At 64.1% G+C, this 14553-nt stretch carries 14 protein-coding genes and 1 pseudogene; 10 read left to right on the forward strand and 5 right to left on the reverse strand.

Annotated elements, in window-relative coordinates; translation table 11 throughout:
• The first annotated feature begins 166 nt into the window (after positions 1-166).
• From HX881_RS09970 to HX881_RS10005, 9 genes and pseudogenes are all read left to right on the forward strand, one after another.
• Positions 167-499 (forward strand): type 1 fimbrial protein, encoded by a 333-nt coding sequence (locus HX881_RS09970; RefSeq protein ID WP_177084159.1) that lies wholly within the window; start codon positions 167-169, stop codon positions 497-499.
• Between the two features lie 410 nt (positions 500-909).
• On the forward strand, positions 910-1467 hold the full coding sequence (locus HX881_RS09975; RefSeq protein WP_017123620.1) for a fimbrial protein: 558 nt from the start codon (positions 910-912) through the stop codon (positions 1465-1467).
• A 62-nt stretch (positions 1468-1529) separates the two neighbouring features.
• Positions 1530-2264 (forward strand): fimbrial biogenesis chaperone, encoded by a 735-nt coding sequence (locus HX881_RS09980; protein ID WP_063824039.1) that lies wholly within the window; start codon positions 1530-1532, stop codon positions 2262-2264.
• A gap of 115 nt (positions 2265-2379) precedes the next feature.
• On the forward strand, positions 2380-4953 hold the full coding sequence (locus tag HX881_RS09985; protein WP_425503482.1) for a fimbria/pilus outer membrane usher protein: 2574 nt from the start codon (positions 2380-2382) through the stop codon (positions 4951-4953).
• The gene (locus tag HX881_RS09990; protein ID WP_177084160.1) at positions 4950-5729 is read left to right on the forward strand and encodes a fimbrial biogenesis chaperone; all 780 of its coding nucleotides are present in this window, start codon (positions 4950-4952) and stop codon (positions 5727-5729) included. The genes HX881_RS09985 and HX881_RS09990 overlap by 4 nt, the downstream gene beginning before the upstream one ends.
• The gene (locus tag HX881_RS09995; protein ID WP_177084161.1) at positions 5726-6706 is read left to right on the forward strand and encodes a fimbrial protein; all 981 of its coding nucleotides are present in this window, start codon (positions 5726-5728) and stop codon (positions 6704-6706) included. Before HX881_RS09990 ends, HX881_RS09995 begins: the two co-directional genes overlap by 4 nt.
• 87 nt (positions 6707-6793) lie before the next feature.
• Positions 6794-7036 (forward strand): hypothetical protein, encoded by a 243-nt coding sequence (locus HX881_RS10000; protein WP_177084162.1) that lies wholly within the window; start codon positions 6794-6796, stop codon positions 7034-7036.
• A 162-nt stretch (positions 7037-7198) separates the two neighbouring features.
• A pseudogene (locus HX881_RS33180) lies at positions 7199-7480 on the forward strand (PAS domain-containing protein); the annotation flags it as partial.
• Between the two features lie 255 nt (positions 7481-7735).
• Positions 7736-8782: a methyl-accepting chemotaxis protein gene (locus tag HX881_RS10005; protein ID WP_370590986.1), complete on the forward strand. Its 1047-nt coding sequence runs from the start codon at positions 7736-7738 to the stop codon at positions 8780-8782.
• 4 nt (positions 8783-8786) lie between these two features.
• On the opposite strand, the gene HX881_RS10010 is transcribed toward HX881_RS10005, so the two are convergent.
• From HX881_RS10010 to norR, 5 genes are all read right to left on the reverse strand, one after another.
• Positions 8787-9539: a YkgJ family cysteine cluster protein gene (locus HX881_RS10010; RefSeq protein ID WP_042934315.1), complete on the reverse strand. Its 753-nt coding sequence runs from the start codon at positions 9537-9539 to the stop codon at positions 8787-8789.
• Between the two features lie 98 nt (positions 9540-9637).
• On the reverse strand, positions 9638-9961 hold the full coding sequence (locus tag HX881_RS10015) for a hypothetical protein (protein ID WP_103032745.1): 324 nt from the start codon (positions 9959-9961) through the stop codon (positions 9638-9640).
• Between the two features lie 37 nt (positions 9962-9998).
• Positions 9999-10490 carry a GNAT family N-acetyltransferase gene (locus HX881_RS10020; protein WP_177084164.1) on the reverse strand — a complete coding sequence of 164 codons (492 nt, stop codon included), beginning with the start codon at positions 10488-10490 and terminating at the stop codon, positions 9999-10001.
• Position 10491: 1 nt separating this feature from the next.
• Positions 10492-11394, reverse strand: a complete 903-nt coding sequence (locus HX881_RS10025) for a chemotaxis protein CheV (RefSeq protein ID WP_177084165.1) — start codon at positions 11392-11394, stop codon at positions 10492-10494.
• Positions 11395-11606: 212 nt separating this feature from the next.
• Positions 11607-13157 carry a nitric oxide reductase transcriptional regulator NorR gene (norR, locus tag HX881_RS10030; RefSeq protein WP_177084166.1) on the reverse strand — a complete coding sequence of 517 codons (1551 nt, stop codon included), beginning with the start codon at positions 13155-13157 and terminating at the stop codon, positions 11607-11609.
• 156 nt (positions 13158-13313) lie between these two features.
• On the opposite strand from norR, the gene hmpA reads away from it, so the two are divergent.
• Positions 13314-14495 carry an NO-inducible flavohemoprotein gene (gene hmpA, locus HX881_RS10035; RefSeq protein WP_177084167.1) on the forward strand — a complete coding sequence of 394 codons (1182 nt, stop codon included), beginning with the start codon at positions 13314-13316 and terminating at the stop codon, positions 14493-14495.
• The last annotated feature ends 58 nt before the right edge of the window (positions 14496-14553 follow it).

A 14553-nucleotide genomic window follows, 5' to 3' on the forward strand; every position in this document is an offset into this window, starting at 1 on the left:
AATGGCTTGTTTTTCAAAGATATGTGCTTTGCGCAGAAGTGCTATCAGGATAGTGGCGTGTTTAATCGAATATAAAAAGTCCTACGGATATTCCCCGTTTTTCAGTGGAATGCTTGCAAGTGGGCTTTACTTGATAAGGGGTTCCCCTGGTTTGGGAGTACTTGATATGAAATACACACTATCGGTGTTGGGTGTCTTGTTGTTGATGGGAGTTTGTTCCACTGTACAGGCGGCCACGCCCAACAGCGGGCAGATTCGTTTTACCGGGCAGATCGTCGAGGCCGCATGCGAAGTGTCGTCCGCGGGTTCGGCAAATGCCCGTGGTGCTTCACAACATATCCAGGTAGCGCCGGGTGTCGTGGTGGCGGTCGACACCGCTGACAATGCCTGCAGCGGTGGCGCCCGGCCCTTCAATGCAAGTTACCAACCCTTGTCGAACGGGGCTTCCAGCATCACCACGGTCTCGCCCAAGGGCATTGTGGTGATCACGTACCTGTAGAACTGTACGTGTGGCGAAGCATAAGCGCTGCCTGGACTGTATAGAGTCGGGCGGCGTCCCCTGAAATATCCGGCGTCAAGTTGACTCTGCGCCACGGCGCTGGCGATCAGTACAAGCAACTGTCTGATCGATATAATTAAAATTTCCCTGGAAAGTTTCAGGGAGTTGGCTTGCGAGTGTTTAAACTCGACGATTTTCATCTTTCTGTTTTTAATCTTAAACACTCTCCGGGTCATTTTTCTGTGTCCGTCGAATGACATGTTTCTCTGACAGAGGCAGATGTCCTGTTTTCGCGTTAAATCGGTAGCCTGAATCAGGCCGGGTCTGATAGTTCGATTCACGATCGACGACTATATTGGCCGCCACCCAAGTGATGGGTACAAACGATTAACTCGAAGGATTGTGTTCGCATGAAAAAGATTTCCCTGACGTTGGCTTTATTGGGTGCCGCCCTGGGTGTGACTGGCTCCGCCCTCGCCGCCAACGGTGGCACGCTGAACTTTACCGGTGCACTGACCAATACCAGTTGCGATGTGTCGTCCGGCGGTGGGTCCGCTGACAACATTCCGGTCGACCTCGGGCGTGTTTCCTTCGCCGATATCGGCAACCGTACCGAATCCCGCCTGGGCACGGCCAAGGACATCGATCTGCTGGTGACCTGCCTGCAACCGGCGGCGGAAAACAGCGTGCACATGTCATTCCGTCCGGCCCAGGTCGATCAGAACGATCCCTACCTGCTGACCACGGCCGGTGCGGCCAAGGGCGTGGGCATCGGCCTGATACGCCGGGACAACGATAACTTCCTGAATATCCAGGACCCCACCGACACCATCGACGGCATTCTCCAGCCCAGCGGCAGCGGTTCCAGCGGCACCCTGTCCCTGCGGGCGGTGTTCGTGAAGAACGGCGTGGCGACGGTGCCAGGTGCGGCCACCGGTACAGTGCCCTTCGTACTGACCTACAACTGAGTGGTTGTCTCGAACGGAGCTGCAAAGCTCCGTTTTTTTATTGGCTATAGATGGGTCGCAACATGTGCAAGTTGATGACGTCGATGATCGGCATGGCTCTGGTCGTGTGGACAGGAGTCCATGCGCAGGCCGGGATCGTGCTTAATGCCACGCGTCTGGTGTACCCGGCGCAGCACAAGGAAGCCGTGCTCAGTGTCTTGAACAAGAACCGCTCGACGATCCTGTTGCAGTCCTGGCTGGAGGCCGAGGATCCCGCAGCGGGAGAGTTGCCCTTTGCCGTTGTCCCTCCCCTGGTGCCGCTGTCCGGAGGCGGGCGGCAAACGGTGCGGGTCATCCATTCGGGCGTCGAGATGCCCACCGACCGTGAATCGCTGTTCTGGTTGAATGTCCAGGAAATACCGCAGGCAAGCGAGCAGGAGAATGTGCTGCAGATCGGCATTCGCCAGCGGATCAAGGTGCTCTATCGCCCCCGCCAGCTGATGGCCGATCCGGAGCAGGCGCCCCGGCAATTGCGCTGGCGCCTGAAGCCCGACGGCACGCTGGCGGTGAGCAATCCCGGACCGTTCCATGTCAGCCTGGTGGATATCGAACTGTTCGGCGCCACGGCCCGCCTGCTGCACCGCAAGAACGCGATGCTGGCTCCCGGACAGGCGCAGGTGTTCGAACTACCCGCTCCCGTGACGGAGCAGCAGGCGCGACTGAGCTTCAAGAGCATCAATGACCATGGGGCCGTCGTGCCTTATCAGCTTTCCAGTCGCGACTGGAAAAGCGGCCAGGCCCTGTGGGTCGAGAATTAGCGCACTCGCACCGGGCATCTCTTTCAATTTCAAGTGCGTCGCACCCTCGCAAGAGCCCGTGCGCGCAGGCGTTCGCCTTTAACAAACATCTCGAGACATTGAGTGAAGGTTGCAAATGGACTGGCTTTATCGAAGAACAAAGGAAGTTCTGGTGTCATCGTGTCGTGGGAAAAGGGAGGCCGCGACACGCCCCCTGTTGCAGAGCGTGAATCGCCAGGCCGCCATACCTCTGGGCCTGTGCCTGCTGGTGCCGGACCTGGCTTTTGCGGATCCGGCCGTTGTGGAGTCGGCCGGCGAATCTGTCAGGTTCAATACCGCCTTTATCCATGGCGGCGAGCAGCCGGCGGATATCAAGGCGTTCCTGGAGGGCAACAGCGTCTTGCCCGGCCTCTACCGGGTGGACATCTACCTGAACCGTGTACTCAGTGCCCGCCGGGATGTGCGCTTCAGCCGGGATACGCTCAGTGGGCGCGTGGAACCCTGCCTGACCCTGGCCCTGCTGGAGGATCTGGGGCTCGACGCCGAGCGCCTCAAGGCCTTGGTCGAACTGCCCTCCCAGGCTGCCCCCGAGCACTGTTTCGATCTCGGCAAACTGGACCAGGCCAGTGTCGACTACCAACCCAATACCCTGGCGCTCAACCTCAGCGTGCCGCAGATCGCACTGCGCCGCAGCGCCAGGGGCTACCTGTCGCCGGAGCTGTGGGACGAGGGGGTCAACAGCGGTTTCATCAGCTACAGCTTCAGCGGCAATCGCCGCGAACTCGATCGACAGAAAAGCGACAGCTATTACCTGGGCCTGCGCAATGGCCTGAACCTCGGCGCCTGGCGTTTGCGCAACGAGTCCTCGCTGGTGCACTCGGACCGACAATCCTCGCATTTCACCAGCAACCAGACCTATGCCCAGCGCGACCTGACCGCCTGGAAAGGCCAACTGACCCTCGGCGAGACCTACAGCGACTCGCGGGTCTTCGACAGCATACGGTTTCGCGGTGCCCAGGTAGCCTCGGACGACGGCATGCTGCCCGACAGCGAGCGGGTCTATGCGCCGACCATCCGTGGCGTGGCGGAAAGCAATGCGACGGTGGAGATTCGCCAGAACGGCTACCTGCTGTACAGCTCGAACGTGCCACCCGGACCGTTCGAGATCAGTGACTTCTACCCCAGCGGTTCCAATGGCGACCTGCTGGTGACGGTGATCGAGGCGGACGGTCGCCGTCGCACCTTTATCCAGGCGTTCGCGTCGCTGCCCCTGATGCTGCCCAAGGGCACCTTCAGCTACAGCGTCGAGGCCGGGCAATATGACAGCAACGACGATCGGGACGAGAACCCGGGGTTTGCCAGCACCACGCTGATCTACGGGCTGAGCGAGCTGATCACCGGCTTCGGCGGCGTGCAACTGGCCGAGGATTTCCAGGCCAGCAACCTGGGCCTGGGGGTCAACACGGGACTGGGCGCGGTGTCGGCGGACCTGACCCACTCGGTCAGCCGCCAGGCCACTACCGATATCGGCGGGCAGAGCGTGCGCCTGCGTTATGCCAATACCCTGAATGCCACGCGGACCACCTTTGCCCTGGCCGGCTATCGCTACTCCAGCGAGCACTACCGCAGTTTCGACCAGCATGTGGACGAGCGCAGCCATCTGGCGCAGAACCAGATCGGCCGGGCCCGCGACCGTTTCGATATCACCCTCAGCCAGCCCGTGGCGAACGGTACCTTCAGCTTCACCGCCCTTGAACAGCGCTTCTGGAACCTGCCGGGCAAGTCCCGCCAGTTCAACGCGACCTATGGCGGCTACTGGCGCGACCTCAGCTACAGCCTCTCCGTGGATCGGACCCAGGCGATGGATATCAATGGCAAGGTCGACACCGATCATCAGTTCACCTTGACGCTGTCGCTGCCGCTGGGACGTCATGAAAGCTCGACCCGTGCCTCGCTGACGGCGGTACGCGACAACCAGGGCGACTCCAGCGTCATGGCCGGCCTGACCGGGCGCGTGCTGGAGCAGAATGCGTTCTACTCGGTGCTGGCCGGCAATGACGGTTCCGGGGCCCGTGCCGGCTCCGCCAGTGTCAACGCGACGACCTCGGTCGGGCGCTTCGAGGCCGGCTACAGCCACGGCCAGGATTTCAACAGCTGGAACATCGGTGCCCGTGGCTCGCTGGTCGCCCATGGCGGTGGCGTGAACCTCGGGCAATCGCTGGGCGACACCTTCGCGCTGGTCGAGGTGCCGGGTGTGCGCGGCGCGCGGTTCAACAACTTCAGCGGCGTCGAGACCGGAGGCAATGGTTATGCGGTGCTGCCGTATGCCCAGCCTTACCGCGCCAACTGGATCAGCCTGGATACCCGTGACCTGGGCGCGGACGTCGAGGTCGAGAACGCCATCGCCCAGGTGGTGCCGCGTCGGGGTTCGTCGACCCTGGTGCGTTTCAACGCCAGTGCCGGTCGCCGGGTGCAGTTCGAGCTGAGCCTGGCCGATGGCAGCGCGTTGCCGCTGGGGGCCAGCGTCCAGGATGCCGAGGGCAAGTCGCTGGCGGTGGTCGACCCGACCAGCCGCGCATTGGTGCTCAGCGACCGGGAGGAGGGGACATTGCAGGTGAAATGGTCGGGGCAAGGCTGCCAGTTCCATTTCCGCCTGTCGCCACGGGATCCGCAACTGGCCTATGACCGGGTCAAGGGGGTCTGCCAATGAAACCTGTACAGGCGTTGCTCCTGGCGTTGAGCCTGGTTTCGGCGGCGCCGGCCCAGGCCACGGTGTCCCTGAGCGGTACGCGGCTGGTGTTCGACGGGCGCTTTACCGACGTGAGCATCGAGGCCCGCAACCGCGGGCGCCAGGAGGTGCTGCTGCAAGCCTGGCTGGAGTCGCGGGAAGACGCCGGTGGGGCGAAAGACCTGCCCTTTGTGCTGACCCCGCCGATTTCGCGGCTGGCGCCCGATGGTCGGCAAGCCTTGCGACTGATGTATGAGGGGCGCGGGATGCCGACGGAGCATGAGTCGCTGCTGCACCTCTATGTGATGGAAATCCCCCGGGTGCGTCCCGGCGACAGCCAGTTGAGCATTGCCATCCGCCAGCGGATCAATGTGCTATTCCGGCCGCCGGGGCTGGCCGGCGATCCGGCGCTCACGCCGGAACGGCTGCGCTGGGTCCTGGAACCGGATGCCAGCGGCGTGCCGCGGTTGAAGGTGGAGAACCCGACGGCCTTTCATGCCGCGCTGTTGAGCCTTGAACTGGCCGGCGAGCAAGGCACTCATCCGCTGGGCGACGACCTGCTGGTGCCGCCGGGAGAACAGCGGGAAGTGCTGCTGGCAACCCGTGCCATGGCCAGCCAGCAGCGCCTGCTGCGGTTCAACGCCCTGACCGACTACGGCGGCCAGCGCGCCTACAGCGCCCGCTTCGATGTCGGCATCCCTTTCAGTGCGTCGCTGCTGGGCGACGCTTCCTCCCTTGCAGAACGGACCTCCCCATGACCAAGACGCTTCATCTCACCTGGCCGCGTGCCTTGTTGCTGCTCGGGCTGTTGAGCCCGGCCAGCTGTTTTGCCCTCAGTTGTACCTTGCAAGGCAGCGGTTCGCTGGTGGCCAGTGCCGATCTCGGCAGCACCGTGGCGATTCCCGCGTCGGCGCCCAACGGCACGGTGGTCTGGCGTTCCGAGCCGGTCAACCTGGCGGTGGACTGTGCCAGGGGCGGCCAGCCGGGGCCCCAGGAAGAGATCTATATCCACCTGAACCCGGCCCATCAGGTGGTCGGCCAGGGGATTCGTGTCGGCCTGAGTCATGAAGGAGTCGATCATCGCCAGAGCAACGGGCGCATCGCCACCGGCCGCAGCGTGCCGGCCTGTGTCGACGCGCAGGCCTGTGGCGCCTTGAGTTTCAACCTGGGCTTTTCGGTGTTTATCGAGAAGTTCGGACCGACGCCGCCGTCGGGAGTGGCCAGCCGCTTGCAGGATTACCGCCTGTTCCAGCTCGACGGCGGCAGCGGGCCGGGTCCCCTTGGCGACTCGCTCAACTATGTGATCAACAACCTCGGCGGCCTGCGCTTCGTGGCCTGTGACGCGCAATTGCAGGTGATCCCGGACACCGTTGATTTCGGGCGGATCGCCATCCAGAACGTGGTCGTGGGGCAGGTGGCCGAACGGCGACCGTTCGCCCTGCATACCAGCCGCACCTGCGACAGCGCCTTCAGCCTGGACGCACGGCTGAAGCCGGTATCGGGCACCCTGGCCGGCGAGTTGCTGATCCCCAGCGGCAACGACGGTGTCGGCATCCGCATCGTCAGGGCGGGCGGCGGGGTGATTCCTTACAACCGCTCCTTCCACCTGGCCGAGCTGTTGGGCGACACCCAGGCCGCCATGACCCAGTTCGACGCCGAACTGTTGTGGCACAGCGCCCAGCCCAAGGCCGGGCCGTTCTCGGCCGGGGTGGTGGTCGATTTGTTCTATAAATGACCGCTGGCGGCGGCGCGGGCAGGGCGCTCGCAGGTATACTGCGGTCTTTCGGTTCGACCTGATCCGTCCCGCCTTTTCGGAGCTTCCATGACTTCCCCTGAACAACCGTCCGTTTCCACCAACCCGGATGAAGAGCCTGTGGTCGAGGCTGAGCTGGCGGTCAGCGACAAGCCGGTGATCCCGGCCTTCAGTTTTCCGTTCAAGCCCGCCGAGTTCGCCGCGACGAAAAAGACCGGCCAGGCCTGGCACCAGAAAAACGGCAAGGACGGCCACCACGAGAGACCGGGTCGCGCACCCAACGGCACGCGTCGCTCCATGGGCAAGCGCTGAGTTCCCCGCCTGTCCTCCCTGTCAGCGCGTCCATCGGCTGACAGGGCCCTCATCAGGTTCATGGCTAAATGCCAAGAACCTGAGCTGGATCAGTGTTTTGCTTTTCCGTGCGCTTAGAGTCGACGCGCTGCCGACTCCTCTCAACCCTCCGAGCGCGCTTCCATGAAGATCAATCTCCCGATTACCGGGCGAAATGTCGACGTCGCCTTTGATGCCAACATTCTTTCGACCACCGATCTGGACAGCACGATTACCTACGCCAATGCCGATTTCATCAGGATCAGCGGCTACAGCCGCGAGGAACTGCTGGGCTCGCCGCATAACCTGCTGCGTCATCCGGACATGCCTGGCGAGGCCTTCGCGCACATGTGGCAAACCCTCAAGGGTGGGCGCTCATGGATGGGCCTGGTGAAGAACCGCTGCAAGAATGGCGATCACTACTGGGTCAGTGCCTATGCCACGCCGGTGACCCGCGATGGCCAGACCGTCGAATACCAGTCGGTGAGAACCCGGCCCGACGCCGCGCAGGTCGAGGCCGCCGAGCGCTGGTACGGCTGGTTGCGCAGCGGGCGTCTGCCCTGGCGCCAGCGCCTGCCGGGCCTGCGCCTGCAGACCCGGCTCTGGGCGCAGGCCAGCGCTGCGTTTGCGCTGGTCCTGGCGCTGGGGCACGGGGCCGGTGGGCAGTCGCTGGAGGTTGAACTGGGACTCTGGGTGTTGGGGAGCGCGCTGGTCGGGGTGCTGACCCACCTGTCCTTGCGCCCGTTTTCCCGGCTGGCGGCACGCGGCCGTGAGATCGCCGACAACCCCTTGAGCCAGGCGATCTACACCGGCCGCAGCGATGAGATCGGCCAGATCGGTTTTGCCCTGAGCATGCTGGAGGCGCAGGTCGGGGCCGTGGTGGGGCGCATCGACGATGCCTCGCTGCGCCTGTCCGGGCATGCCCAGGCGCTGGCCCGGCATATCCAGAGCAGTCACGGCAGCACCCTGGACCAACAGGCCGAGACCGACCAGGTGGCGGCCGCCATTCAGCAGATGAGCGCCAGCGTCGCCCAGGTCGCCAGCAATGCCCAGCAGGCCTCCGAGGCGGCCGACCAGGTCGGCAGCGAAACCCGCGAGGGGCATCAACTGGTGGGCGAAAGCCGCAGCGCGGTGCTGCGCCTGGCCAACGAGCTGGCACGCGCCACCGAGGTGATCCTGCACCTGGAAAGCCATAGCACCGAGATTTCCACGGTCCTGGAGGTGATCCGCGGGATTGCCGACCAGACCAACCTGCTGGCGCTCAACGCCGCCATCGAAGCCGCTCGCGCCGGGGAACAGGGCCGGGGCTTCGCGGTGGTGGCCGACGAAGTGCGCGGGCTGGCCCAGCGCACGCAGCAGTCGACCAACGAAATCCAGCGGATGATCAGCAATCTGCAGGACGGTGCGCGCAATGCGGTGGAAGTGATGCAACACAGCAGCCAGCAGGCCGAAGACAGTGTGCAGCAGGTCCAGCAGGCGGCCGATGCCCTGGCCGGGATCAGCCAGCGGGTCAGCCGGATTACCGCGATGAGTCAGCAGATCGCGTCGGCGGTGGAAGAACAGAGTTCCGTCAGCGAGGACATCAGTCGCAATATCGTCAGCATCCGCAATGCCTGCGAGGCGCTGGTCAGTGTCGGCCAGCAGAGCCATCTCAACTCGGGGGATGTGGCGGGGCTGGCGAACGACTTGCGCTCGCTGGCCCAGGAGTTCTGGCGCAAGCGTTGCTGACGGCTCAGGCCGCCTGCAAGGCGATGAACGCGTAGGTGGTTGCCGCTTCAGTCACCACTCGCGCCCCGGCCGCCTGCAACTGCTCGGTGATGGCCGGGCCGGAGACATGAAAGCTCCATTCGCTCGCCGCCGGCCAGGACGTCAGTTGCCGTACCTGGTCAATGGCGGCCGCGAATGCCGGCATGTGCGGGAGGTAGGCGGTGAAGCCGTCGCCCTTGAGCGCCGTGGTGCGGATGCCCAGCTGTTCGCAGATCAGCTCCTTGGCCTGAATATCCTCACGGTCGGCCTGGCGCGAGTCCTCGATCATCCGCGCCAGATCGGCGTCCACCAGTTGCCCGCCGCTGATCAGCAGCGGCTGGGCCGCCTGCCACGATTCCGGCGGGCAGTCCTTGGCCTCGGGGCGCAACGGGATATGCGGATTGATTTCCATCGGGTAGATGCGGCACACCAGCGGTCGGCGCTCGTAGATCCGGCAGCGCTGCTCTTCGTCAAGATTCCGGCAGGGGCCGACGTTGTAGGCGGCGAAGGTGATCGCCACGCGGGCCTCGGTGCTGCCGCTGGGAACGCCCCAGGAACGGCGTTGCGCGTGCTCGCGCTGGGCCTGCGGCAAGCCGAGGCCGTTCGGCAGGAAAGCTTCCACCAGGACGATCACCTGGCCGCCGTCCGCCGCCCACTGGCGGGCTTCGGCCAAGGTCAGCGGGACATGGTGATCGGTGCAGCATTTGCCGCACCCTACGCAGGAAAAATGGGTGTTCATGGACCGACCGACGGCAAGGGAAAGGCTGGGGCGGTGACACAAATCCGGCACGCCGTCACCGCGTGAACCTGGGTCGAAGCAAGTTGTGCGCCAGTCCCTCAGTTGCTGCGCGCCGGCATCACCGAGTCCCACTCGGTCACGGCGGCGGTCTTGCTCTTCTTGTTGTACAGGCACAGTTCGGTGCCCGGCTGGTTTTTCATGTGGGCCTGCGGGTAGCGGCCATGCAGCAGCACGGCGGTGTAGCCGATCTTGTCATCGAATTGTGCCGGATTGCCCACCGGCTTCACGTTCTTGAGGCTGCTGGCCTTGGTGCAACTGGCCAGCACGGCCTTGTTGTAGGCAATCCAGGCGTCGGGGCTGGAGGCCTGGGCCTGGGTCGCCAACGCGGCGAGGCTGATGAAGATCAGGGTAGAGGCTTTCATGGCAGGTCTCCTGAAGGTGCATCCGGCAAAAACCGGATTATGCCTGAGCCGGGCTGACTTCATAGCGCTGGATAAAGCGCATGCCGGCGCTGTCGTACAGGCGCCGGGCGGGCAGGTTGTTTTCCATCACCTTGAGGTCGACGAAGGCTTCGCCCCGCGAAGCGAAGACCTGGAAGGCATGGCGCAGCAACGCCAGGCCCAGGCCCTGGCCACGGCGGCGTGGATGCACGACCAGGTCCTTGATATAGGCACTGGTCCAGCATTGGGCGACACCGGCGAGACCCTGCTCGTCCATGGCGATCAGGCACAGCGTCGGATCGTACTCGGCATCCGTGGTGAAATGCTCGCGCCAGCTGGCGAAGTCCGCGACAGGCACGCTGCCGTCGCGGTAGCCCAGCACCAGCAGGTCGTGCACGGCCTGCATCAGTTCCGGTCGCAGCACACCGAGGCGAATTCCGGACGGCCATTGCGGCACCTCCAGCAGGTCGTCGAGGTCCTTGCGCAGCAACAGGCAATGACGGTGGGGCATCTCAGATACCTTGGGCGGCCACGGTCCTGGCCGCCTGGATCAGGCATTTGGTCAGTTCCGGCGAAGAGAACTTGGTCAGCACCGCGTTGGCCCCGGCCAGGCGCGCCTTCTCGCTGTTCATGGCACTGTCCAGGGAGGTGTGCAGGAGAATGTAGAGGTCCTGGAAATCCGGGGTCTCGCGAACGGTGCGGGTGAAGGCGTAGCCGTCCATTTCCGACATCTCGATATCCGAGACCACCACGTTGATCTGTTCGGCGGTGCCTTGCAGGTCCAGCAGGCAGCCGATGGCGTCCTTGGCGCTGCGCGCGGTATGGCAGGTCAGGCCGAGGTTGCGCAGGGTGTGCACCGATTGCTGCAGGGCCACCTGGCTGTCATCGACCACCAGGATGCGCGCGTGACCGAGGATTTCCGCTTCTTCCATGGTCAATTCGGCCGGGGCGACTTCGATCTGCGCCGGGGCGATGACATGGATGACCTTTTCGATATCGAGCACCTGCACCAGCGTACCGTCGACCTGGGTCACCCCGGTGATGAAGGAACGTACCCCGCCGGAGCCGAAGGGCGGTGGGCGGATGTCGGTGGTCAGGCAATGGACGATCTTGCTCACGGCCTGGACATGCAGGCCCTGCTTGGACCGGCTGACATCAGTGACGATCAGGCAGCCGCCGTCGGGGTCCACCAGGGGGCGCTCGCCGATGGCCCGGCTCAGGTCGATCACCGACAGCGAGGCGCCGCGCAGGGTGGCGATGCCTTTGACGTGGGGGTGGGACTCCGGCAGCTTGGTCAGCGGCGGGCAGGGAATGATTTCGCTGACTTTCAGCAGGTTGATCGCCATCAGCTTGCCGCTGCGCAAGGTAAAGAGCAGAAGTGACAGTGAGTCTGCGCGGGCTTTGTTGGAAGACATAAAAACCTTCTGTGGGAAAAGCTGCTTCAGGGCAGGTTAGCCCGGAACAGGTATCGATGACGGGTTATCGACCTGAGCCGGGCGGGCTTTAGGTGAATATCTCATGGGAGCGGTGCTGGCTCGCGAAGAGGGCGGCGCGGTTTTTCAGGTCCGCCGCGTTATCGTTCTTCGCGGGCCACCCCGGCTCCGGCGGGCTCCCGGGTTGCCTTGGCTCATTTCAAGCCCAGGCGCTTGGCCATCCGTCCCAGGTTCGCCCGGTCCAGGCCCAGCTCCCGGGCGGCACTGGCCCAGTTGTTCTGGTGTCTTTCCAGGCAGTTGCCGATCAGTTGCCGCTGGTAGTGCTCCGTGGCCTGGCGCAGGTCGACTCCGCTTTCCAGGCCCGGCGGGGCGATGGCAGGTGCAGTCGGGGCTTCGGCTGTCACCGCCGGCAGATCGAGATCGGCGGCGCCCAGGCTGAGGATCTTCGGCCGTTCGCGGCAATTGCCCAGGGCTTTCAGGGCACTGCGGCCGATCAGGTGTTCCAGCTCGCGGACATTGCCCGGCCAGTTGTAGGCCAGCAGCGCCGCCTGGGCGTCGGGGCTCAGGCGCAAGCTGCCCAGGCCCATGCGCGAGCGGTTCTGTTCGAGGAAAAAGCCGCTCAGCAGCAGGACGTCGCGCCCGCGCTCACGCAAGGCCGGTACTTGCAGCGGATAGACGCTCAGGCGGTGATAGAAGTCGGCCCGATAGCGTCCGCTGCGCACCTCTTCGGCCAGGTCGCGGTTGGTGGCGGCGATCAGCCGCACGTCCACCTGATGCTCGCGGTCCGAGCCCAGTCGCTGCAACTGGCCGCTTTGCAGCACCCGCAGCAGCTTGGCCTGGACGCTCAGCGACAGTTCGCCGACCTCGTCGAGAAACAGGGTGCCGCCATTGGCCAGCTCGAACTTGCCGCGCCGATCGTTGACCGCCCCGGTGAAGGCGCCGCGTACGTGACCGAACAGCTCGCTCTCCACCAGGGTATCCGGCAGGGCGGCACAGTTGAGGCTGATAATGGGTTTTTCCGAACGCGGGGAGGCGGCATGGATCGCCTGGGCCACCAGTTCCTTGCCGACCCCGGTTTCACCGGTGATCAGCACCGTCAGGTCGCTGCCACCGACCAGATTGATCTCTTCCACCAGGCGCTTGTGGGCTTTGCTCTGGCCGATCATTTCGCGATTCTGCGGGTTACTGGCCTGGCGATAGAGTTCGGCGCGCTGACGTTCGTCCTCGGCGCGCAAGGCCAGGCGCTCGATGCGTTCGGCGGCACTGACCGTGGCCGCCGCCAGGCTGGCGAAGGCTTGCAGGGCATCCAGTTCGATCCGCTCGAAGCGTTCCGGGTCGAGGGCATCGAGGGTCAGCAGGCCCCAGGGGCGTTCGTCGATAAACAGCGGGCAACCCAGGCAGTCATGGACCTCCAGGTGCTCGGTCAGGCCATCCACCAGGCCGTCATAAGGGTCGGGCAATTCACTGTCGCTGTCGAAACGGGTTGGCCCATGGCTGCCGAGCAGGATCTGGAAGCGCGGATGCTCGCTGACCTTGAAGCGCCGGCCGAGGGTGTCGGTGCTCAGCCCGTCGACGGCCAGCGGCACCAGCCACTCGCCGTCCAGGCGCAGCAGCGCCGCGGCGTCACAAGGCAGCAGGGCGCGCATGGCTTCGAGCAGGCGCCGGTAACGTTCGCTTTCGGGCAGTTCCCGGGAAAGATCCGATACCAGCGGCAGCAGGGTGGTCAGCAGGGATTTTGCAGTCATATTGACTCCTGTGGTGTCAGACTGACTATAAGGTGGCTGTAGTCCTTGTGACTAATGATATTTTAATTTATTGATTTTAAAGGATTTTTATTCTGGCATGGTGTGTGAATAGTCAAGGTCAATTCAGGCGAAGCCTAAACTCCAGGAGTTGATCCCATGCTGAGCGTTCAAGACCGTGCCATCGTCAAGTCGACTGTCCCGCTGCTGGAAAGCGGCGGGGAAGCGCTGATCACCCACTTCTACCGGATGATGCTGTCCGAGTACCCGCAGGTGCGTCCGCTGTTCAACCAGGCCCACCAGTCCAGTGGCGACCAGCCGCGGGCACTGGCCAACGGTGTGCTGATGTACGCCCGTCATATCGACCAGCTCGACCAGTTGGGCGACCTGGTGGCGAAGATCATCAACAAGCATGTCGCGCTGCAGATTCTCCCGGAGCATTACCCGATCGTCGGCACCTGCCTGCTGCGGGCCATCCACGAAGTGCTGGGCGAGGAGATCGCCACCCCCGAGGTGATGAGTGCCTGGGGCGCGGCCTACAACCAGTTGGCCGATATCCTCATCGGTGCCGAGACCGCGATCTACGACGAAAAGGCCCAGGCGCCAGGCGGCTGGCGTGGTGCCCGGTCGTTCAAGGTGGCGGCCAGGGTCGAGGAGAGCGCGGAAATCACCTCGTTCTATTTCGAACCGGTGGATGGCCAGGCCATCCTCGCCTTCGAACCGGGGCAGTACATTGGCCTGAAGCTGGTCGTCGACGGCGAGGAGCTGCGCCGCAATTACTCCCTGTCGGCCCTGGCGAAGGCCGGGCAGTACCGCATCAGCGTCAAGCGCGAGGCCGGCGGCCGGGCCTCGAACTACCTGCACGATCAACTGGCGGTCGGCCAGACCCTGGACCTGTTCCCGCCCTCGGGCGAGTTCATCCTGACCGCCAGCGACAAGCCGCTGGTTCTGATCAGCGGCGGTGTCGGCATCACCCCGACCTTGCCGATGCTCGAAGCGGCACTGGCGACCGAGCGGCCGGTGCACTTCATCCACTGCGCGCGCAACGGTGGCGTGCATGCGTTCCGCGACTGGGTCGATGGCCTCGCCGAACGGCATCCGCAGCTCAAGCGCTTCTACTGCTACGCCGAAGATGACGGCGTGAGCCCGGCAGCGCACAAGGTCGGCCTGTTGAGCCAGGAGTTGCTGGCCGAATGGCTGCCGGAGCAGCGTGACCTGGATGCCTACTTCCTCGGGCCCAAGGGTTTCATGGGCGCGATCAAGCGCCACCTGAAGGCGCTGGGCGTACCGGAAACACAGAGCCGGTATGAGTTCTTCGGCCCGGCAGCAGCCCTGGAATAACGATGATGATCATTCCCACGCTCCAGCGTGGGAATGCCTCTCGGGACGCTCTGCGTCC

It is taken from the genome of Pseudomonas gingeri, assembly GCF_013386115.1.
GTDB lineage: Bacteria > Pseudomonadota > Gammaproteobacteria > Pseudomonadales > Pseudomonadaceae > Aquipseudomonas > Aquipseudomonas gingeri.